Genomic DNA, 19,976 nt, shown 5'->3' on the forward strand with positions numbered 1-19,976 from the left:
ATCCCGTTAAAAAGGTTAGTAAATATAGCAGTAACGTCATGTACTTGCATGGCGTATTTTTTATGCAAAAAAAAGCCCTAACGGTGAGGTTAGGACTCTACTTTATAAGATACGCCAATTCCAACGTTTTCAACCTTGCTAATAACTCCATTTTCTAACATTTTATCAATATAAGATTGAGCTATATCATAACTAATTCTGAATTTTCGCGTGATGTGAAAAATACTAAAATATCTTTCTTCTAGTATTTCTGTTGTATGTTCTACAATTTCATCATATGTTACACAATTATTAGATTTCGGAGTCAACGTGTAACCAGCTTGAGAAAAAATATGAATTGCTTCCTCTGGTGTAAGCCAATCTTCCACATTTGTAATATTATCATCTAATATAATACTTCTATTTTCAAATATTTCCAATTTTGACTACCTCCTAAAAAAATACCCCCGCAAAATGCGAGGGCGTTAAGAATTATTTAATTCGAATTTTTTGGCCAGCAAATATTTTATTTGCGTTCTTAATATTATTCCATGCTTGTAACTGCTTCACGGTTGTTTTGTACTTTTTGGCAATGCTACTTAAATTGTCGCCTGATTTTATCGTATAATATTGTTTTGTAGTTTTAACAGGTTTAGCAACAACTTTGCTTTTGCTTAAATATTTTGATGAAACAAAGACTGTTTTTGAACCAGATTTCAACTTAGACCATCCGCCTGCAGAAGAAATTACCTGAACACGATCGTTTTTATTCAATACGCCTAAAATTCTACTATTAGCACTTGCTTTTTCACGAATATTTAAATGTGCTGTATTGACATACATAGAAGTGGTTTTAATTGCCGCAGGTTTTTTAGGAGCTGGCTTGGGCGCCGGTTTAGGCGCAATTGCTGGTTTGGAGTTTGCACCAAAGAACCAATCGATCTTCTTGTTTCCGTTTAAATCAGATAGATCAAGTGGCTTAGCTCCTCCTGCTGTTCCGGCGCTCGTGTACTGCCACAAGTCACAAGATATTGCTGGTTTGTAATTCGTTTGCTTTCTTCCGTCATTTGTTCCGTAGCGTGGCATCCAGCGAAAATCAGCTTTTACATTGTCTAAACCGTATTTTCCGATGTATCTGTGTTCGTAGTAAAATCCAGTTTTCTTCCCTGCTGCCTTTAATGTATCTATAAACGCTTGAGAAGCACTAGATAAATTTTTTGTCCCGCAAGATTCGATTGTGTCCGATTCAACATCCAATACCCAAAATTTAGCAGCGGAATCTCCTCGCTTTAAAAAGTCCTTTGCTTCCACTTTCGCATCAGCTACTGAAACAAATACACCATAAGCGTATAATCCAAATGGTATTTTATACTGTTTCGCTTTTGCAATAAAGTTTTTGTATTGTTTGTCAACAAGATTACTTCCATATTGAACCCGAATGATTATACCATCAATTTCGTTTTTTAATTTATTCCAATCAAAACTATTCGGGCTTTGATGATGAGAAACATCTAAAATTTTAGCCATTTTTTTCATCTCCATCTTTTTTATTTTTTAAACCCTCTTCGATAAGCTCGGCTTGTTCCTTGCCTTTTTGGAACAAAAATGTGTTTTTGAATGTAGCGTATAATGTTCCTGAAAATGCAACTAAAGCAACAATCACAGCTACAATAGCATTAATACTATCTACTGTTAGCCACTCAAAATGTAGATTTAGCGATGCAAATAATGTATAAATTGCCATCAACAATCCTGTAAGTTGTATTGCCCATTGTTTTTTCTTGCTATCCATTTTTATCATCCTTTCCTATAAGCTTAATTTTTGTCCTGTTTTTAATTTAAATGAGGTTAATTTGTTTTTTTCTACTAACTCGCCAACGGACAACTTATTTTCTGTAGCTACTTTTGAAATCCGGTCCTTTTCTTTTACAACATACGTTTTAGCAGTAGATTCTTTTGATTTTTCTTGCACCTCTACAAAATTTTCTGTCTTCATATTTTTTTGTTTTTTTTGTTCTGACATATTTCACAGCTCCTTAATATTTTTATTTGAAAAACGATGGTAATATGCTAATAACAGCAACTATAATCGCTCCTAAGACGGGCAAAACTATTCCCCAAAACGACAATTTTCTTGCTGCTTCTGATTTTTCTTCTCCTTTTTTTACCGACACTGCTTTACTTTCATAACCCATATCAGCAAATTTCACTTCATGCTCCTGCACTTTTTCTTCTGTTGACTCAAACTTACTAATGAAACGTTCCATCTGTTTGTCTATAGATTTTAACGTAGGATTCATGCCAGCGATCGCTACCTCTGTTTGGTGTTGCCTAGTTTTCACTTCTTCAGCGGTCAGAAGAGCTTTGCTCGCTTTATCCTCTGTACTGTTGACTTTTTCATATATCTTTCTTTTATGTTTTTCAAATTCTGTACGATTTACGTACTCTTCTTTTTCACTGACCGCCACAGCTCCACACCTCCAACGAACGCCGTTAATAAATTAAAAACTCCAATGACATAAGAACGCCCATAGCTTGTTGAAGCGCGAATGGCTTCATAACCAGCCGTAGCAAACAAAAACCACAACACTGTTCCAATTGCGCCCGCAACTATGAATAACACTAGCTTTGCTTGCACCTCGTCATTAATGAGCATGGCAATAACATATAAAATCCCGTTAAGTATGAATAACCACGCCCATATTTCTACAGGAATTAACTGTGATAAATAATTATATGTGTGCGAATGCAGTACTACGAAATCAGGCGTAGATAACATCATTAGACCAGTTACGATAGCTAAAGCTGCTAAAAACATCAAAATAGCTTGCTCTGCAAAAGCATATCTATCGAATTTTTCCATGCATCTCACTTCTTTCTATGTGTTGCGAAGTGCATTATAAGACGCACTTCGCAACTCGTTATTTAACGTACTAACTCCTCGCAACCTAACTGAGTTAACAACTCTTTGACTTGATCTTGCAACATTTTCGGAACTTGACTGAACGTCTTAACGCCGTTCAAAATTAAATTTGCATAAATTGCAGCCATCGTTTTCACCTCCTCTCAAATCAATAAAAAAAGAAGGCTATAAACCGCCTTCAAATATTTCTGTAATTGCTACTTGGGTTTCGAGCAGTTGCTGCTGCAAATTATTATTTTGCTCGTGCACGTCCCCTAGTTGTTGTTGCAAATTATTATTTTGTTCATACATATCTGCTAAGGCCATCTGAGTAGTTATTAATTGTTCTGTAGTAGAAGGCATAGCGTCTTTAATTTGTTTTTCCTGAATTATCTCGTTTTCTTTTTCTGCATCATAAGTTATTTTTCCACTATCGAATTTATAGCAAGTAAACATACGCTGAAAGAATAAATCATCTTCACTAATTTGTATTTTTTGTCCCGGGCTAACCTCACTGAAAGAATAGCCATCCACATACCCTGCGCTATCAATTGAAATATAAATTTCCATTTTGTTCACACTCCTACGATGTAGCGCAAAATCGCATCAGTCGCATTTACGCCTGTCCTGTTAGAATCATTTCCTGAAAATGTTGTATCAGTCAAATACATTGTCTTTATTGTGATAGACGCCGTTGTACTATTTATATTTGTTGCTACGGGAACATTTAAATTTGCTCCTGGATGTTTCTCAATGAAAAATTTAGGAATGAATGTGAAATCAAAGTTATAGTTATTTGCTACGCTTGGGTTGCCGTTTGCAAACACATCGTAATCGCTCCAAATCATTACTATTCCTAAATTTTGGTCCGAAATTTTTTGACCTTTTGCAAAAGTGTATGTGCTTGGCGCTGGCCAAGCCGCTCCTTCGAACAAGATGTTTTGTGTTTTAAATTGTTCCTTTATAGAATCTAGAACATTTGCAGGAGTCATTAACTTATCTGTCGCTACTCCTGCAATTGCCTCTGCTACAGTTGCAACTCCGTAGTTTTCCACATCGCTTAAACCCAACTGAGTTTTTGTTACTCCGTGCGGATTTTCAAAACTTGCAACATGTGTTTCAAAATCAATCAAAGACGCTTGCTTTATATTATCTACTTGACTTAGTCCAAGCTGTGATTTTGTCACTTTATGTGGATTCGAAATATTTCCTGTATGACTAACTAAGTCTGCATTTAATGCCGCTAGTTCTTGAATTTCTTTTAGAGCTTGATAGGTGCTGTTGAAATACCAGTTAAACCAGTCAGCGGGCGGTTTTGTGCCAGCAATCCATCCGCTATTTATTGTGCTATCTGGCGGTTTTGTGCCTGCTGCTTCCCATCGTGCTAGGATACTATTAAATCGAGCCATTTTTATTCCTTCTTCCTTGTTAAATTGGTAATTTATAGTCATTTTCAGGTGTAAATAAACCACCGAGTGTTCCGCCAATCCCCTGATTAATGTCTGAAAATCCTGTTTGGCTTGTTTCTACTTCGTTCGCTTTTGCAAAAGAAAAAGAACCTTCTAGTGAAACATATGCGACACGAACGCCAGCAGGCTTTAGAGTTGTTACTAGCTGTAAAAATTGACTTGTGCTTAGCCCTACAGAATTCAAAGCCGACAAAGGTATTTTCTTAATAATGATTGCAGCAGGTTCATGTTCATCTGTAGAAACGGAATCATTCGCATTCACGATTTGAATATCTGAATAAGCACAGTTAAGAGATTTTGCAATAGCATGAATCATCTTGTTAATAGTTCCATCACTTGCATTTCTTGCTACCTTTCCGCGAATTAACACACGATATACCTCATCAGAAGCTTGTCCACGATTCTGACCAACATTTTCACCTAATGAATTCAATGTTTTTCCTTCTGCATAGTCTATATCTCGCCATTCCTCTGCTTTTTCTAAAGTACTTGTTAAGTCAGTAATCTGTTTATCTACTATGATAAACAGATTCCCAATATTGCTTTTTTCTGATTTAGTAAATGCATCTGTTAATTTTTTGATGAAATTTTTAGCTGGCATTTATAATCACCTCAACATCTTCCCACCTGATAGAAGCCGCTTCATCTGTATTAACTACAATATCAGCCGATTCCATACTTCCTAGCTCTTTACCGATTTTTACATTTGCTATTGTAATTCCTGCTATTTTATATAATTCCGGATAGATATATGAATGTACCACCATTTCTCCCATGTTCAGAGAATTTATATAATCTAGTACAGCTTGTTTGATTAGATCAGATCCGTTGCCTTCAAATTTAGAATCTACTGTAACGGTAATTTTTGCATAAATAGCCAACGGAGTCGCTTGATCAAAATATACTGTGTGTTCAAATCCTGATAAATCTTTAACATTAACTGCAATCTCCCCAACGGTTTGTATACCAGCAGCCACGCTGTTAAATACTGCTTCTCCTACTTCTTCATCAATCCCGCCTAAACAATATATGTGAACGGACTTCGCAGGATTATTATATGAATCTGGAATTAAACTATTATTCTCTATAACTGAAACACTTCTTACGCCTGCCACTTGATTTAGTGCTGTGATAATTCCGTTCACAGGAGGACCAGGGCTTGCTTGTGCTGCTACTTTTATTCGTGCTCGATATGTTGTATCGTTTTCTTTTTCTGAGCCACCATCAGCCTTAGCAGGATTATTTACTGTCAAAATATCCTCGCTCGGTTCTGCTACTACAGTAATGGAATTCGCCGGCACATTTGCTTTATCTGAATATATTTGTGATATAGCTTGCCCCGTTCCGTAACCCTCGCTGTCGAGAGTTACTACGTCTACCATTTCAAAAATGATATCGTTCTTTGTTTTAAATTGAACTCCCTCTTCAACCGTGTAGCCAGGATTACCAGTGAGTTCTAAAGTCACCACTGCGGGCATTGCTGGTTCTCGCAAAACACTGATATTACTTCCTAAGCGATCAAGCTGAATTCCATCAGCAGTGCTTATAAACCCACTGCTGTATACTCTTTCAGCTAATTCATGTATAAGTGACATGAACCAAGCAATTATTCTTAAAAATACGCCTAGAGCGGAGTGAGAGCTTAAATTAATATCTTCACCGTATAGCTCTTTTGCTTTTGATTCCATATCAGTCAATAATTCGTCATATGTTTTTCTTTTAAATCCGTGTTCATCAAGCATTTAACGCCACCTCTTCTACACTCACAGGACCATCGATTCCTGTCATTTTTAGACTTACATATAACTTTCTATTATCTTTATCGAAATCAAAAAGAACGCTATCTACGCTAGATATACGTTCTTCTTGTTCTGCTATAGCTACTGTTATATCTTGCTTGATGTAATCAAAATTAGGTTGCTTCACGAAAAGATTTTCGTGATTCATTCCAGAATTCTCGTCAAAGTAAAATTCCCCTTCGCGTGTTTGTAATATCATTCTGACTGACTGAACGATATCACTTACACCGTCAGTCATTAATATGTCATTATCTGAAATAACTATATCTCCGTTGCTGTCTATCAGTAAATCTTTCATACGTCCCACACTCCTACCACAACCGCATCATTAACGCTATGCTGGCGATAACTATCTGGTTTGAAGTCAGATGGTCCTTGAATATTATCCAGCTCGCAATCAGCGAAAACAACAGCAACTACTTTTCCTTGCGCCATATCTTCCTCTACATGTTTTAGCACCAAGGCATCTAGTATCATTCCACGTTTTATGCCGTTTCGCTTTAAATTCAGCGGTTGAACATCCGCGCACTTATTTGCCGCATCATAATTTACAACGCGACACATAAGTAATACTGAAATACTTGAATTTACCAACTGTATGAATGAATCAAAGAACTTAGTATCTTGAGCCATTTAAATAACCTCACATTCTGTTATAAAAGTAGAACCATCGTAGTTGTGAGAACCGTTTTTTACTCGATATGTTCCATTTGCGGTTTTAGATTTCAACGTAATAATAGAAGCTGTTGCAATTCTATGTTGCAATAGAGATTGAAAGCTCCATCCGCTATAATCATCGTTTTCTAAGCGCTCCGGAGATGAAATTAATCCTGTGCTGGTATTTAATGTGAATCGTTCGTCATCACCAGATTTAATAGACCTAATAATTAGATTGCCCCTGCGGTAATATATAGCAGCTTTACAATCTTTTACAACTTCTTCAATTACGGATAGTGCATCGCTATCAGCTGTATATCCAGACTTATAAATTTTATTTGTAGGTAATGAAATTTGATATATTTTAATACCTGCACTTGATGCAATTCGTTGAATAATCGACTTTGCCGAAGTGCCTTTTTTAAAAGTGATGTTCACATCTTTTTTATCTGCATAATCTACACCCTCGGAAAAGTGAATTGTAGTTATTTTGTCTACACCGGACGGTACAGTAGACACTTTTGTAATCTTACCTTGCGACAACAGACCTTTATCTCCTTGATATCCCGCTGTTACTGCGATGGTAGACCCTTTTTTTATTTTATTCGATGAACTACGAGACAAATTATAAATGACAACTTCACATTCCGATGGCTTAGGTTCGTCAGAAAAAGGGATGTTAAAGTTGATTTTTAAACTTCCAGAAGCTTCATTTTTCTCATGTATGGTAGCATACTCACTTCCATTATTTATATGCACATAAATTTCTCTCATCCACTGCATTTGTGTCATACTATATTCACCTCATTGTCTAAAGATGGTAAATCCATTTCGGGTGCCAGATCATCAAAGTATAAAAATACTGTTTTCGTGAAATTTTCTTTTGTGATATGCGTTTCTTTACCAGACTCATCTAGCGGTACTAAATCTACTGAAGGCAACCTATCATCTATAACATCCGCCCAAAGACGTTCGTTTAATACTAGCCGTTCACCAAGGACAATGGGCTCCCCTTCAATATCATATAAATCAACAGAAAATAAGTCTTGCGATTCAGCATAATTAATGCCGAACAAAAAACTTCTATCATCATCAAAATCAAATTCGAATATTTCCGGAATGTTGTCTAGTTCAATCGGTATATAGTTTCTAATAGCCATCTTATTTCACTCTCGCCCTCTTGCCGATAGGTATTCGCCTATCTGGCCATTTATTCCATTTTCTTAACTGAGCGATACTTGTACCATATCGCTTCCACCATTTCCAGTAACAATCCCCTTTTTTCACTGTGATGTAGGTCCCAGCTGATTTTTTAGTTTTAGAAGATTGCTTCTTACCTGAACTTTTCTTCTTTTTCCTCACCCATGGCGTCGATGCGCGCCTTAAATCTCTGAGCGAAACTGTAATCTCGAAACCGTTTTTAACCGTGTTATAACTTTTTGATAAGTTACTGATTAGTACATTTTTAAAATATACACGACCTTTAAACGTTACTATAGTGCCTTTTTCTGCATAACCTTTTAAAGTAGCGTAATCTTTTTCAGCACTAGAACCGAGCAAAAAACCGGATATTTCGAGTGTTTTAGTTTCACGTTGAACGTGATCAGCAACAGGAGAACCCGTTTCAACGGGATTATCTGTGATAGTGAAAGGGGAGGTCTCACTTTCATTTGTGTTTACTAATTTTACTGAACCGATAGTTGCCACCATGTAATTACACCTCCCCAGGATTGTAGATACCTACGAGTTTTTCAAATAGTTTGTCCATCTCTGCTCTAACTGTTTTACGGATTGTTGATTCACTATCGCTTGAACCACCTTCGACAGTAATATTAATCGTAGGATTGAAGTTTATTGTTGCTCCACCTTGACGATTCTTGTTAAGCATTTGTTTTGTTTTTTCAGCTGTATGGATTGTACCTGGCGAATCCGTTTCAAATAGTTCAGGTCCTTCTTCGCCAACAAGGACCGTTTCGGACACGTTTGGACGTCCACCTTTTGCAAATCTTCGCTTACCGCGAGGACCCCAACCACGTTTTCCATATGGCAAATCTCTTTGCCATGTCGAGTTGTTGAAAAACGCGAGCAGTTGGTCATAACCGCTTAGTATATTCCCATGACCTTTGACAGCATAAGATTTGAATGTTTGCGGAATATATTGTAATAGACCTCTCGCTGGATTTCCGCTTAAAGTGTTGACATCAACTACTGCAGATGACTGAATAATTTTTTGATTCCCACCAGATTCGCGCTGTATTTGAGCGATAATCCCGCCTAATTCACCACCGCTTAAGTTAACTCTCATTGCTTTTGCAGCCTTTTGAATTGTTCCAGCCCACGCCTTTGCGCTAGCTCCCGACGGTCCCGCAACGTCTCCGCCAAAGCCAGCGTCTTCAAGTTTGTTTTTCGCAAATTTTGTAAGACCTTTACCAAAGTGATTGAACATGCCTCCAGCTATTCCTTGTAAGTTAGAACCAGAACCGGTTATTCCTTGTTTATCTAGCAAGCTTTTTACTTTTCCGACAGGATCAGATACCCAATCCCACATTGCAGAAGCTCCATCTGCAACTTTTCCACTTACCGATTTCACAGTATCTATTGCACTAGAAGCAATATCGGAAATTGAGCTTGTCCCTTTTGCGAAACCGGGAAGCACCTTACCAGCGCCCATCCCGCCAGCCATCATTTTTTTAGATTCATTATGATTGAGTATTTTCGTTCCCGGCTCTACTGTCGTAATCTCCGGTCCGTTCTTTCCTAGAATTCTTGCTTGCGATAAATTTTTGTTATAAGCAATCTCAAATCCTTCTTCACCAGCCATAATTTGACCAGAAGCATTATCTGAACCTGTATAGTACCCGTTTATAGCTTGATTACCTGATTGAGAAGTAGAATGGTATTTCTTTTTATCCTTTGCAGATAGTTTGTCTTCTTGACTTGCACCTATTTTCCCGTCTCCGATTAGAGGAATTAGAGGAATGTCAAAAAATGATAGAACCTTGTTAACACCTGTTATAACAGTGTTTATCCCTTTATTTAAACTTGTTTTAAAATTATCAAAAACATACAATGACATATCTTTCAAAGTACTAAAGCTATTTATTGTCGCATTTTTCATATCGCCGAATTTAGAGAATGCTGCATCTTTTATATTTGTGAACTTCTCAATAGCTCCATTTTTGAATTGCTCCCATTTGCTAAGACTTTCGCCGGTTTCCCAGTCCGCTTCTCTCAAATGTCCTTTTGCTTGTTTTTGTGCTTGTTTAACCACTTCTTGTTGTGTTTTTTCAGCTTGATCAATTGTGCCGTCTTTTTTCTTTTTCGCTTTTTTTAGCGCTTCTTTATATTCCTTTTCGCTAATTTCACCAGTGACGAATCGTTTTTCATCGAGTATTTTTTTCGTTTGCTTATACTCTTTTTTCGCTTCTTTAACGGTTGCATCACGTTGTTTAGCCGAGTTTTTCACGACTTTTGCAGCAGCTTTCGCTGACATTTTACTTTTAGAGTTTTCTAGATTTCCGAGAATTATTTGCTGTTCTTTAGCAGATTTTGACAGCGCAATAGTAGCTTCTTTGCGCTGATTCTTCTGAATCCTAGCGGTTTTCTTTGAATACACTTCTTCACTCACTTGTATCGCATTCGCTTTATCTTTGTTAATTTGCTCTATTTCTTTTTTCTCTTCTTTAGAAAGTTTGACACCTTTCTTTTTTGCGTTGTTCTTGATTTTAAAAATAGCATCCGCAGCATTTTTTTCTATTTTTTTCTGCTCTTCAAATTTTTCTTCTTCTATTTTCTTTAATTCTTTAGCGTTTTTCTTTATATCAGCAGTATTAATAGAAGCCGTTTCCTTGTTTACATTTTTCTTATTACTAGCAAGAGAATTAGATACAACACCAGCCTTTAATAATTTATCCCAATCTTTGTTACTAGCAGAGGTTTTGTTATTAGTCGCTGAAACAAGTTGATTTTCCATTTTTTCGTATGTTTTTATGTTAGTTTCATACTCTTTAGCTGACATCGCTTTTCCATCTATTTTTCTCGTTGTACTGTCATTTTGAAGTTGTTGCTCAGAAGCCAAGTAGCTATTCATTGCTGTTGCTGTTTGTTTAGATACACCCTTACCGCTAACTTTAGTTGATAACACATCATCGTTAAAGACTTGTTTTGTCGTTTCCCACGCCTTTTTTGACGTGTTAACTACTGAGTTTATTCCTTTTTTCGTCAAATCAATAGTCTTATTAATTGCGTTTACATTAGCGCCAATAAATGGATGTTTTTCTGCAAATTTGCTTAGGCCTTTCCATCCTGTTTTAAATTTATCTAAGAGCTTTGGTCCTTCCTTTTGAAGGTACTTCCCTAAAGATTTCCCTAGTGATGTACCAGCGAACGCCCCAATCGCTCCGCCAATTGCTGTTCCAATGCCCGGAGCTATAAGCGTACCTAACGCTGCGCCTCCAGCCATTCCACCAACAGAACCACCGAATCCACCGACTTTTTCACCGGCATTATTTTTGTTCATGCCGATTAGCTCAGTAGCACTTAATCCAACGCCTACGACACCCGCTCCACTTGCTAACTTACCGAATTTCCCCATCCCTTTAAGACCTGTGCTAGCTTTTTTAAAGAGTGTCATATTTCGCCCTACTCGAGTTTCTTGCGACACATTAAACGCCGCTCTGCTTTTACCAAATGACAACTTAGAGCCTTTTCGTTGTGTTCTGCTAGTTCCTGAATAATTAAGATTATCTGCTCTTGAATTATTAGCTGTAGTTCCGATACTCGACATCGCTACATTAGCTTCTGTAGCTCCCGTAGTTGCGCTTGGTCCAATGTTCAATAGCTTTTTATTCATGTTCCCGATAGCGTCTGTTACCCTATCAATCGTTTTCTTAACCAACTTAAAGCCAACAAATCCAGCGACACCGACCGTTGCGTATTTAGCAAGTTTTCGCATACTGTCCGGATTGTCACGAGTGAATTTTGTAACGGCTTTAAACGCAGGAATTACCGTTGCGTTCAATACTCCACCTAGCGCTTTAAAAGCTAATACTCCGCCTTCCATAAAACCAGGTCCCATATTTTTTGCTAATTCTTTTGCACTCGGAATCAGGTCGTTTTCAAAGAAATCTTTAACGCTCTCAAAAACTTCAAAAGCGGGCTTGAATTTTTCTTTCATTCCTTTTACAGAGCTAGGAATATCGGAAAGTTTTTTAGTAAAATCACTTGCTTTTGTAATTAAAGGTGTGATAACAGGTAACAAGAATTGCCCAGCGTTTGAAGCTAGTTCTTTTAGTGATTCTGAAAACACACGACTAGCATTTGCTGCTTGATCACTTGTGTTTTTAAAATCTCCGTGAGCATTTTTAGTCTGTTTCATCACATAGTTGTAACGTAGTCGAACAAGTTCTTCTTGCGACATATCTTTTAAATTAACTTTTGCTGTCTCGTGTGACTTCGCTTGAACTTCTTGTAATTTATTTTGCGCTTCTCTTGCTTCAAGTGAGTTTTTTCCGTGTTCTTTTATCGCTTCATTTAATTTTTTGTGTGCTTTCTCACGGGCTATGTTTTGTTTTGTCACTTCCGTACTGCTTTTAGCAACCTTCCCAGCTCCGGTTTCTAAAGCAAACTGTTCTAAGTTAGTCTGTGTCATGACAATACCTAAACTTTTTAGTGCCTCTGTTTCGCCTGTAAAAACACCATTTAGAGCGGTATTCGCACGGTCAATATCAATATTTTTAAAAGAAGCCAAGTTACCAGCCAAGTCTACCATCGAAGTGGACATTTTCTCCGCTTCTTTAGTATTTAATCCCATCGAAGTGGACATATCGCCGTAAGTTGCAGCTAAGTCTAGCGCCGTTCCTTGTGCGAGGCCTATATTATCCAGTGTTGATTTGGACCATTTTTTAACACTTTTCGCATTATCTTTAAATGCTACTTCTACTTTGTTTAACGATTCGTTTGTATCTGAGGCGTAGTTAAACATTGCTTTCCCAGCAGCAACTGTTAGCGCTCCTCCCACGGCAACTACAGTGGTTTTTAACGCACTGAATCGAGAATTTGCGTTTTTCGTTGTTTTGTCAATTTCATTATCTAATTTTCTTACGCTGTTATTAGCTGAATCTACAGCACGTCCTGTCTTGTCTACTGCACTTTTTGAGTTATTTCCAAACCTACGCGCCGAGCTATCCGCTTCTTTGAAATTTCTTTCTAACTTATCTACCTGTGTCGCGCTTTCTCGCACACCACTTGCTTGTTTATGTATAGAGCGAGTGGTGCCATCAACAGCTCTAGCAGATTGATTGAAATTACGTTCCATCTTGTCCGCAGAACGAACAATGCGGTCCGTTTCTTCGTCTGCACGTTCTAGCATTCGATTATTTATTTTCCAGTCAATTTCGATAGTTGTTTTTCTCAATGCGCCTGCCATGTCAGACACCACCTCTCATTAGTTCTATTTTTTGCCTAGCTACCTCACACCAGATTGCTAATTCGTATGATGTAGCAGCTTCTACTTCTTCTTTTGTCGCTATGCCAGCGATTACAGGAAGCCAGATATTAAAATGTCTCTCCACTTCCCGTTCTGCTTGCCGAGGCGTTGGGAATTTAGTTAAGCAATCTTCCAAGAAAGTTGTCGGCCGCGTTCATAACCTCGCGATACCCTTCGTGCTCATCCCAATAATCCAAATTCAACCCTTTGGGCTCAACAATTACCTCTCTCATAATTCGTTCATAATAAGCAGAGTCTACTACTACACCATAGCCATTTTTAGATTCGTCTAAGATTTCTTGCGCTCTACGAGTCCCCGGAAATTGGAATGTATATTCAGTGTCATCATTAGCAATAAATACTTCTTGTTTCCCAAATTTATCTAAAGTTTTTTTTACTGATTTTGGGATTTTTTGTGCCGTTTGTGCCGCTTCTACATCATTTTTAGTTGCGTTATTTTTCTTTTCTGCCATGTTAATTTCCTCCTAAAAAAGCGGTCTCTATGGACCGCTTAGTATAATTTTTTTACGCTGTGTGAGAGTAATCTAGCACTTTAAGCGTGAACGAACGAGTGCCAACGCTCTTACCAAATCCAGCGTTCGGTAATTTTTCGATAAATGCTCTTGATCCACCAATTTTTTCATTTCCGTTAATAACATATACAGAAACCTCTAATTGGCGATTAGCGAAATCTATCAATTTTGCATAGCAAGGTGATGTTTGCGCTAGATCAATTTGTACCGTTCCGGATTTGTCATTGCTAACAGCTGCAGAAGCATTTCCTTGCGCGTCTGACTTGATTTCAATATTATTAGCATCTTTAGAACAAGTCACCATATCCCCGTCAGCAAATCCGAATAAAGAAATTCCGTTTACAATAATAGACACATCTGCAGCATCATAAGTTTCCATCTGATTCATGTTTTTTCCTCCTCCTCTTAAACTTCTACTTCGCCGTAAACGTCAACGGAATGAATAGCTCCAGAGCGTTTGTAGCGGAACGAAAGTCCTTTATAATTTCTTTTTGCAATATCGTCTTCACTTAAATCCGCACGTTGAAGCGCTGTAATAGAATAATTTGCTTCTCCTGTTTCGTCGTTGCGGTCGATAATTCCGTTTGCAAATCCTTCGTTTAACACGGTAGTTAGCTCGCCTTGCAGTAAAGCGATACCCTGCGCGTCAAAAGTAAGTTTGTCGGTTTCAGTGAGAAGTTTTTGTAAACGCGTTTCAATTGTGGATTTAATCCAATCATCACCGTGGATCGCGTCAATAAATTCACCGGAAACAGTTTTACCGTCAGATGTTTGTGCAATTCCAGCTTTCTCGATGTAGCAAAGACCTCCCGCTTGTTGAATAGCGTCGATTTCTGTCGCCTTTAAGTCTGCTGCTGTCACACCTTTTAAGTCGTAGCGACCTTTCCAAGTTACAGAACCGACTGGAAGGTTAGCTACATTGCCAAGCAGTGCAGCATCGACCTTTTCATCTACTTTGCTATGAACAATCACGATAGTTCTAGTATTTTTCACCAGTGGTGTAATTTCAGTAGCAGTAGCTACTTGGAACACCGCAAACTTGAATTGTTGTTCCTCAACAAAGTTAGATAGTGCTAATGCGTCAGTAGCATTATATTCTGCTAAAATAGCAAAATGCCATGATTTCAAGAAATACGCTTCTGCAGCATCTAACATTTTTCCTTCCTCATACGTAACAACAGCAACTAGATCCGGTGCATTCTTTTGCAAGAATACCGCTTTTGCTTTTGCATAAACTGCTGTTGTTTCGTCAAATGTTCCCTTTAATGCTTCAATGCTTGTATACTCTTTGTAATCCATCGCCGTACCTTGAACAAAAATCGCAGGGCGACCTAATCCAATCCGTGGCGATGGATATAGTACAGAGATATGAACTCTTACATCCGAAATAGTTTCAACCATTTTCTTATCCTCCTAATTTTCATTTTCATTTGTAAAGCTAATATTTTCGATTTCTTGTATTTCACTTGAATACGAATCAGTTACGCGCAGTCGCAAGTCAATGCCTGCCGAACGTTCATATTCTATGCTAATGAAAGTATCACGCAGTCCGCTATTTTGCACACTAACAACGACAATACCCCCATTTTCTTGCATGAAAAAACGCCCCTTTTGGGAGCGGAAATACTTATTCGTTATGTTGGCTAAGTTTAAAACTTGATGACCGGATAATCCGCGCCAAGTTAGAGATACGACAATTTCAAACTGTTCTCCTTCAACCACATCCGGACTAATAGTAATATAAGGTGACGTAATAGTATACTGGCAAAATGGATATTCCGGCTGTTCTCCTCCACTTGCGCTTTCAATAAGTTGCAAGCCACCTGACAATTCACTAATAGCTTTTATTAATGTATTAACTAGGTTCCCATAGTCATAACCTGGATTACTTGTCATTAATACTCACCGCCTTGCAAGCGTATTGCGTAACATCCGAGTAATCTGTGTAAGGTATTGCATCCTCTACAGAATACGTAATGCCTCTATGGACCACTTTACTTTTCAATGGTAATACTTGACTAGAAAACCAAATCATTTCGTATTTTTCTAACCGGGCTGCCATATAAGCAGATGTTTGAGGCATTTGGGTCATTAGCGATGATGGGATAAACGGCTCATTCACTTCCACTTTAGTAGTTTCGTCAACTTGTGCCGATACCCACTCACCGTTAACATACTGCCCACCCTTTTCTTGCCGGGGATAGACTACCAAATGAACTCCGAAGCTATCCAGCAATGATTGAAATATCATTTTTTCCATCGTTATTTCCTCATCACCTTCCACGTAACGCTGTTTTTCATTCTTCCCGATACGACTAACGGATTATTTTTTTGAGGGTTCATAGCTAATGTTGCCCCTGATTTGGCCGGGGTTTGTATTTCTACTATTTTCATTTGAATATCGTCCACAATCTTAGCGCCGAGCCTGTTATACACTTGTTCAGCAGTAAGTTCCCCTTGAACAATATTATCAATCCAACCCTCAAATAACTCTCCCCATTTATTACTTTTTTCGTCGAACGTAGAACGTAGAAAAGACCGCTCAGGAATATTAACTTCAGTTTTTAAATAAAACATGACAGTCAATTTTCCGTCCGGCCCTGCTACAGCAAGAATATTTTTGCCCTTAGGCTTAAACAATCCTGGTATATCTCTAGCTCTACGTTCTCCTGCTTCCGGCGTTGGAATGGTTAGGTATTTGCCTTTAGGTCGGATTGTCAAACCAAACTCATGAACGCCAGCAATCATTTGAATAAATGAATCATCTTCACCAAATAAGCCAATTTGCAGACTATAACGGTCTAATTGATCTAACTCCCTAATAGCTTTATTCATGACTGATTTATCAGTAGTTACCTTCATCAGACCACCACCAAATTTAGACCAGACCCACCATTCGCCTCTTTTAACAATCGAGCATATTCTTGTCCGTATTCTGTAGATAAAAGCCCAGTTTCACCTTTGACCTCGTAATACTCACGTTTTAACGAACCTACCGCTTCGGATTTAACGTCCTTATTTGCCAAAGTCGCAAGATGTGCAGCAAGATACCTATTTGCTCGTTCTTCGAGGTTTTCGGGAAAACCTTTTGCTTGTACTTCTGAATAAGCGTCATCAATATGCAGTTTCAAAGAATCATTTGACACATTTACTAGTTCTGGCGCCGTCAACTTCAATCTTTCAACGTCTGTTTTCATGAGTTACCCTCCTACTTGCCAGAGTCCTCTTCCGGATTGTATCTGTCTTCTTGCGGTGGGTTACTAATAGATTCAATTTGTTTATTAATCGCGTCTATTACAGTTTTTCGATTTGTTCCACCTGTTTCTTGTTCGAGAAATTGATTCAAGGTTTCAAGACTAAATGTATCCTTGATTAAAATACCTGCTTTTGTAGCATTAACATCACAAATACCGTCTTGCTCAAACAACGCATCCGGAACAATAATCTCGTGAGAGTCCGTTAAATATTGATTGAGTGGATGTTTCAAAGCTTCCGTTATTTCTTCCTCATGCTCTTTAGAAATATCGTTTGTTCCTGGAATTAGTCTCACGTTTCCTAAAAAACGTACATAATCACCTTTGTTTTCAATTATCATCGGTTATTCCTCCTAATTATTCTTAGATACCATCCACACGAACAATAGCAGCTGGGAATCGAACAACAACGCCCGCCGTGCGCTCTTCAAACGGTACTTTAGTGCGAGGGAAAGCATATTCCTCTGGATGACGAGTGATGTCCATCGGAATAATTAATTCCGCTGTTTCGTTAGAATCGTGAATAACCGCAAAGCTATCAGAGTCAGCTGTTCCAATGCCTACTAGGTCGGGAACTCGAACGATAGCAGAGAACCATGCGTTGTCTTGAAGAACTTTCAAAACAGAGCGAGAATCTTCGTTACTGTAACGTTTTTTGTTGATTAGTTCGTATTGCTTAGGTGGTAAGCATAGTTTAAGTGAAGCTGTGCCGTAACCCGGAAGTACGGTGATTTTTGTATGCGCTTCTCCGATTTCATCGATGATTTGTTCAGCTGTTTTTTTAGCCCAGCTAGAAGCGCCTCCTTCACCAGTAGTAGGTGAAGTATCAACTTGAATGCCTGTCGCTTCAAACGCGCCTTTGATAGCATGTTTTTTCTCACCTCTGAAAGCAATGGAGTTTTCTTTTTCTGCAATAGCTCTGCGGACAGTTGCAGCTTTCGCGGCATCTACTGTAGTCCCTTGCATACGTGCAGCACGAAGGTCTTGAACAGTGTAAGATAGACCAACAGCGATAGAATAAATAGGTACTGACTTACGCACCATATCAACATCAACAAGTTCTAAATCATCCGCTCCATTTGCAATGATTTTGGCAGCTCCTGAGCGTGTCATTACGTCATAGGAATAAGATTCTGCTCCTTCGTTTACGTCGTATTTTTGCGGGAATACACTTCGCGCAGTTAGTTCTTCTGTCTTCGGTTCATAGATAATATTATCAATTGCTTCTAAATCTCTTGATTCAATTGTTGCTGTAATTTGTCCTGTCATCATTTTTTCCTCCTCTTAGCCTTTAAGGCAAATTGATTTCTAGTTTCGCTAGTCCTTCTGCAGCTGTTGTTGACTTAAACACGCCGACTACATCGGTTTTAGTAGTTAATGCTGTTGTCGATGGCAAAAAGTTAGCCGTATCAGTATTTACTACCGCTTTTTCTCCTGATTTTACATCTTCATCAACAATAACTGTAATAGTCCCTTGACGTAGCACCGGAACCGCCTCAGAAGGTTTATAAATTCCTTCTTTGTTACTGCTGTATTCTCGTACATAGTTTTTAGCAACAGCCACACCATAAAAATCACCTGTTGTTAGCGGGCTTGCTTCATCATCTAATACTTGAACAGCTTGTCCGAAACGAATGTCCGTTTTAACTGCTGCACTATCCACTTGTGAACGTTGATAAGAAGCTATTTTTCCTAGACCTAACTCTGGCATCATATACTCTTGACCTACTGGAATACTCATTTTTCGTTAACCCCTTTCTTAGTGAAATTTTGTCGAGCAGCTTTTTTCTTTTCAATTTCTTCTAATTCTTTTGCTGTAGGTTTCCCCTTGCTAAAATTAGCATCTGCTGTATATCCTTTTGCATCTGCTGTAACGGTCATTGCGTCGTAAAAAGCATTAACATATTCATCTGATTTATCTTTTGAATCAAAAGAATCATTTGAGCTTTTAATCGCAGCTTCTTTGATTTCACGAGCTGTTTTCCCTTTAAAATCAAACGAATCGCCTAGCATAACTTTAGCTGAATCTAGTAATGCAGCTCGTTCTGTTACCGCATTTTCAATTTCTTCTTCTGTCATCGCTTTTTTATTAGCTTCTGCAAGATCGCTTTCTGCTTTATCCAACTTTGTTTTTAATCCGTCCCGCTCTCCCTCTAATGTATCAACTTGTGCTGCTTTAGCGTTCGCAGCGTCCAGTTTTGCTTCTAATGCTTCAAAACGTGACTTAACAACGGAATCTACTTCATATTCTTTGCTATCAATTTTTAGTGTTGTCATATTCATATTTCCTCCTTCTTCTTGAGTGTTTTTTGTATCAATCATAAAAGCAGCAGAGTCCCCTCGTATAGCAATTTCGGGACCCACTCGCCCTTCATCTACTATTGCTAGATGATTGATTAATACAGATTTTTGAACCGCATCGTAACGTTCTCCTGCGTACGTGCCACTTTCTTTTACCACTTCTGATTCAAACCCTAGCGACAGCTCACGCTTGCCATCTTGAACCGCTTTGATTGTCTTAGAGTCTGTAATGGTAAAAGATACGAATAACTTGTTATCACTTACGCATGCATCTGTATGAGTCGTTCCTTTTGCATATTTTTGATGATTGCTTGCATTAACTGGTTCGGCGGGATGGTCATTAGTAACTGGCTTTGCGTTCAGCGATTGAATAGTTTCGCTAGAAAAAAGATTTTCTGGCAACTTTGCTTCTAGCTGTATACCGCCGTCTGCTCGTTGATACGGAAAAACCCCCGGACGAGTAACCGGCGCCTTAACAGTTAAGTAACCTTCGTCACTTAACTGCATATTTGAATCTGTGATAAATGATTTATCAAATCGTTGCACTTTCATTTCATATTCTCACCACCTTTCAGTTTTCGGCGTAAAAAAAGAC

The 19,976-nt window shown here is 38.2% G+C and carries 29 protein-coding genes; all 29 read right to left on the reverse strand.

Translation table 11 applies throughout. From position 1 onward, the window contains the following. Window positions 1-89: 89 nt before the first annotated feature. On the reverse strand, window positions 90-419 hold the full coding sequence (locus tag HCJ50_RS04925; protein WP_261983647.1) for a hypothetical protein: 330 nt from the start codon (window positions 417-419) through the stop codon (window positions 90-92). Window positions 420-471: 52 nt separating this feature from the next. Further along, on the reverse strand, window positions 472-1,506 hold the full coding sequence (locus HCJ50_RS04930; RefSeq protein ID WP_187127467.1) for a GH25 family lysozyme: 1,035 nt from the start codon (window positions 1,504-1,506) through the stop codon (window positions 472-474). Further along, a complete protein-coding gene (locus tag HCJ50_RS04935; RefSeq protein ID WP_187127468.1) occupies window positions 1,499-1,771 on the reverse strand; it encodes a hypothetical protein in 273 nt (90 codons plus the stop codon). The genes HCJ50_RS04930 and HCJ50_RS04935 overlap by 8 nt, the downstream gene beginning before the upstream one ends. Before the next feature lie 15 nt (window positions 1,772-1,786). Next, complete coding sequence (locus HCJ50_RS04940) at window positions 1,787-2,002, reverse strand: LysM peptidoglycan-binding domain-containing protein (protein WP_061664632.1); 216 nt, start codon at window positions 2,000-2,002, stop codon at window positions 1,787-1,789. A gap of 22 nt (window positions 2,003-2,024) precedes the next feature. Then, window positions 2,025-2,447 (reverse strand): hypothetical protein, encoded by a 423-nt coding sequence (locus HCJ50_RS04945; RefSeq protein WP_187127469.1) that lies wholly within the window; start codon window positions 2,445-2,447, stop codon window positions 2,025-2,027. Beyond that, window positions 2,417-2,842 carry a hypothetical protein gene (locus HCJ50_RS04950; protein WP_097529777.1) on the reverse strand — a complete coding sequence of 142 codons (426 nt, stop codon included), beginning with the start codon at window positions 2,840-2,842 and terminating at the stop codon, window positions 2,417-2,419. Before HCJ50_RS04950 ends, HCJ50_RS04945 begins: the two co-directional genes overlap by 31 nt. Window positions 2,843-2,904: 62 nt before the next feature. Further along, on the reverse strand, window positions 2,905-3,030 hold the full coding sequence (locus tag HCJ50_RS15730) for a CD1375 family protein (RefSeq protein WP_253247809.1): 126 nt from the start codon (window positions 3,028-3,030) through the stop codon (window positions 2,905-2,907). A 37-nt stretch (window positions 3,031-3,067) separates the two neighbouring features. Further along, a complete protein-coding gene (locus tag HCJ50_RS04955; RefSeq protein ID WP_187127470.1) occupies window positions 3,068-3,451 on the reverse strand; it encodes a hypothetical protein in 384 nt (127 codons plus the stop codon). Window positions 3,452-3,456: 5 nt separating this feature from the next. Next, the gene (locus HCJ50_RS04960) at window positions 3,457-4,290 is read right to left on the reverse strand and encodes a hypothetical protein (RefSeq protein ID WP_261983648.1); all 834 of its coding nucleotides are present in this window, start codon (window positions 4,288-4,290) and stop codon (window positions 3,457-3,459) included. 19 nt (window positions 4,291-4,309) lie between these two features. Continuing rightward, window positions 4,310-4,951 (reverse strand): hypothetical protein, encoded by a 642-nt coding sequence (locus HCJ50_RS04965; protein ID WP_187127471.1) that lies wholly within the window; start codon window positions 4,949-4,951, stop codon window positions 4,310-4,312. Continuing rightward, window positions 4,941-6,038 carry a baseplate J/gp47 family protein gene (locus tag HCJ50_RS04970; protein ID WP_261983658.1) on the reverse strand — a complete coding sequence of 366 codons (1,098 nt, stop codon included), beginning with the start codon at window positions 6,036-6,038 and terminating at the stop codon, window positions 4,941-4,943. Before HCJ50_RS04970 ends, HCJ50_RS04965 begins: the two co-directional genes overlap by 11 nt. A gap of 46 nt (window positions 6,039-6,084) precedes the next feature. After that, window positions 6,085-6,447: a DUF2634 domain-containing protein gene (locus HCJ50_RS04975; protein ID WP_187127473.1), complete on the reverse strand. Its 363-nt coding sequence runs from the start codon at window positions 6,445-6,447 to the stop codon at window positions 6,085-6,087. After that, a complete protein-coding gene (locus tag HCJ50_RS04980; RefSeq protein WP_261983649.1) occupies window positions 6,444-6,713 on the reverse strand; it encodes a hypothetical protein in 270 nt (89 codons plus the stop codon). The genes HCJ50_RS04975 and HCJ50_RS04980 overlap by 4 nt, the downstream gene beginning before the upstream one ends. Before the next feature lie 69 nt (window positions 6,714-6,782). Further along, complete coding sequence (locus tag HCJ50_RS04985) at window positions 6,783-7,598, reverse strand: phage protein (RefSeq protein ID WP_261983650.1); 816 nt, start codon at window positions 7,596-7,598, stop codon at window positions 6,783-6,785. Then, the gene (locus HCJ50_RS04990; protein WP_187127475.1) at window positions 7,595-7,966 is read right to left on the reverse strand and encodes a phage baseplate plug family protein; all 372 of its coding nucleotides are present in this window, start codon (window positions 7,964-7,966) and stop codon (window positions 7,595-7,597) included. The genes HCJ50_RS04985 and HCJ50_RS04990 overlap by 4 nt, the downstream gene beginning before the upstream one ends. A gap of 1 nt (window position 7,967) precedes the next feature. Beyond that, window positions 7,968-8,516 carry a LysM peptidoglycan-binding domain-containing protein gene (locus HCJ50_RS04995; RefSeq protein WP_096827095.1) on the reverse strand — a complete coding sequence of 183 codons (549 nt, stop codon included), beginning with the start codon at window positions 8,514-8,516 and terminating at the stop codon, window positions 7,968-7,970. Between the two features lie 4 nt (window positions 8,517-8,520). Next, the gene (locus tag HCJ50_RS05000; RefSeq protein ID WP_187127476.1) at window positions 8,521-13,233 is read right to left on the reverse strand and encodes a lytic transglycosylase domain-containing protein; all 4,713 of its coding nucleotides are present in this window, start codon (window positions 13,231-13,233) and stop codon (window positions 8,521-8,523) included. A gap of 1 nt (window position 13,234) precedes the next feature. After that, window positions 13,235-13,378: a hypothetical protein gene (locus HCJ50_RS05005; protein WP_261983651.1), complete on the reverse strand. Its 144-nt coding sequence runs from the start codon at window positions 13,376-13,378 to the stop codon at window positions 13,235-13,237. 31 nt (window positions 13,379-13,409) lie between these two features. Next, a complete protein-coding gene (locus HCJ50_RS05010) occupies window positions 13,410-13,766 on the reverse strand; it encodes a hypothetical protein (RefSeq protein ID WP_187127478.1) in 357 nt (118 codons plus the stop codon). Between the two features lie 52 nt (window positions 13,767-13,818). Then, window positions 13,819-14,214: a phage structural protein gene (locus tag HCJ50_RS05015; RefSeq protein WP_061664604.1), complete on the reverse strand. Its 396-nt coding sequence runs from the start codon at window positions 14,212-14,214 to the stop codon at window positions 13,819-13,821. Between the two features lie 17 nt (window positions 14,215-14,231). After that, a complete protein-coding gene (locus HCJ50_RS05020) occupies window positions 14,232-15,227 on the reverse strand; it encodes a DUF3383 family protein (RefSeq protein WP_187127479.1) in 996 nt (331 codons plus the stop codon). 12 nt (window positions 15,228-15,239) lie between these two features. After that, complete coding sequence (locus tag HCJ50_RS05025) at window positions 15,240-15,722, reverse strand: phage neck terminator protein (RefSeq protein ID WP_187127480.1); 483 nt, start codon at window positions 15,720-15,722, stop codon at window positions 15,240-15,242. Then, the gene (locus tag HCJ50_RS05030) at window positions 15,712-16,038 is read right to left on the reverse strand and encodes a hypothetical protein (protein ID WP_261983652.1); all 327 of its coding nucleotides are present in this window, start codon (window positions 16,036-16,038) and stop codon (window positions 15,712-15,714) included. Before HCJ50_RS05030 ends, HCJ50_RS05025 begins: the two co-directional genes overlap by 11 nt. Window positions 16,039-16,088: 50 nt before the next feature. After that, the gene (locus HCJ50_RS05035; RefSeq protein ID WP_187127482.1) at window positions 16,089-16,688 is read right to left on the reverse strand and encodes a hypothetical protein; all 600 of its coding nucleotides are present in this window, start codon (window positions 16,686-16,688) and stop codon (window positions 16,089-16,091) included. Further along, entirely contained in the window at window positions 16,688-17,023 is a 336-nt protein-coding gene (locus HCJ50_RS05040) for a DUF4054 domain-containing protein (RefSeq protein ID WP_187127483.1), read from the reverse strand. Before HCJ50_RS05040 ends, HCJ50_RS05035 begins: the two co-directional genes overlap by 1 nt. An 11-nt stretch (window positions 17,024-17,034) precedes the next feature. Next, window positions 17,035-17,421 carry a hypothetical protein gene (locus HCJ50_RS05045; protein ID WP_187127484.1) on the reverse strand — a complete coding sequence of 129 codons (387 nt, stop codon included), beginning with the start codon at window positions 17,419-17,421 and terminating at the stop codon, window positions 17,035-17,037. Window positions 17,422-17,443: 22 nt separating this feature from the next. Continuing rightward, window positions 17,444-18,349: a DUF2184 domain-containing protein gene (locus HCJ50_RS05050; protein ID WP_187127485.1), complete on the reverse strand. Its 906-nt coding sequence runs from the start codon at window positions 18,347-18,349 to the stop codon at window positions 17,444-17,446. Between the two features lie 22 nt (window positions 18,350-18,371). After that, the gene (locus HCJ50_RS05055) at window positions 18,372-18,821 is read right to left on the reverse strand and encodes a structural cement protein Gp24 (protein ID WP_185467583.1); all 450 of its coding nucleotides are present in this window, start codon (window positions 18,819-18,821) and stop codon (window positions 18,372-18,374) included. Next, on the reverse strand, window positions 18,818-19,933 hold the full coding sequence (locus tag HCJ50_RS05060) for a DUF2213 domain-containing protein (protein WP_187127486.1): 1,116 nt from the start codon (window positions 19,931-19,933) through the stop codon (window positions 18,818-18,820). Before HCJ50_RS05060 ends, HCJ50_RS05055 begins: the two co-directional genes overlap by 4 nt. Window positions 19,934-19,976 lie beyond the last annotated feature (43 nt).

The sequence above is a fragment of the Listeria immobilis genome (genome assembly GCF_014322765.1).
Lineage (GTDB): Bacteria > Bacillota > Bacilli > Lactobacillales > Listeriaceae > Listeria > Listeria immobilis.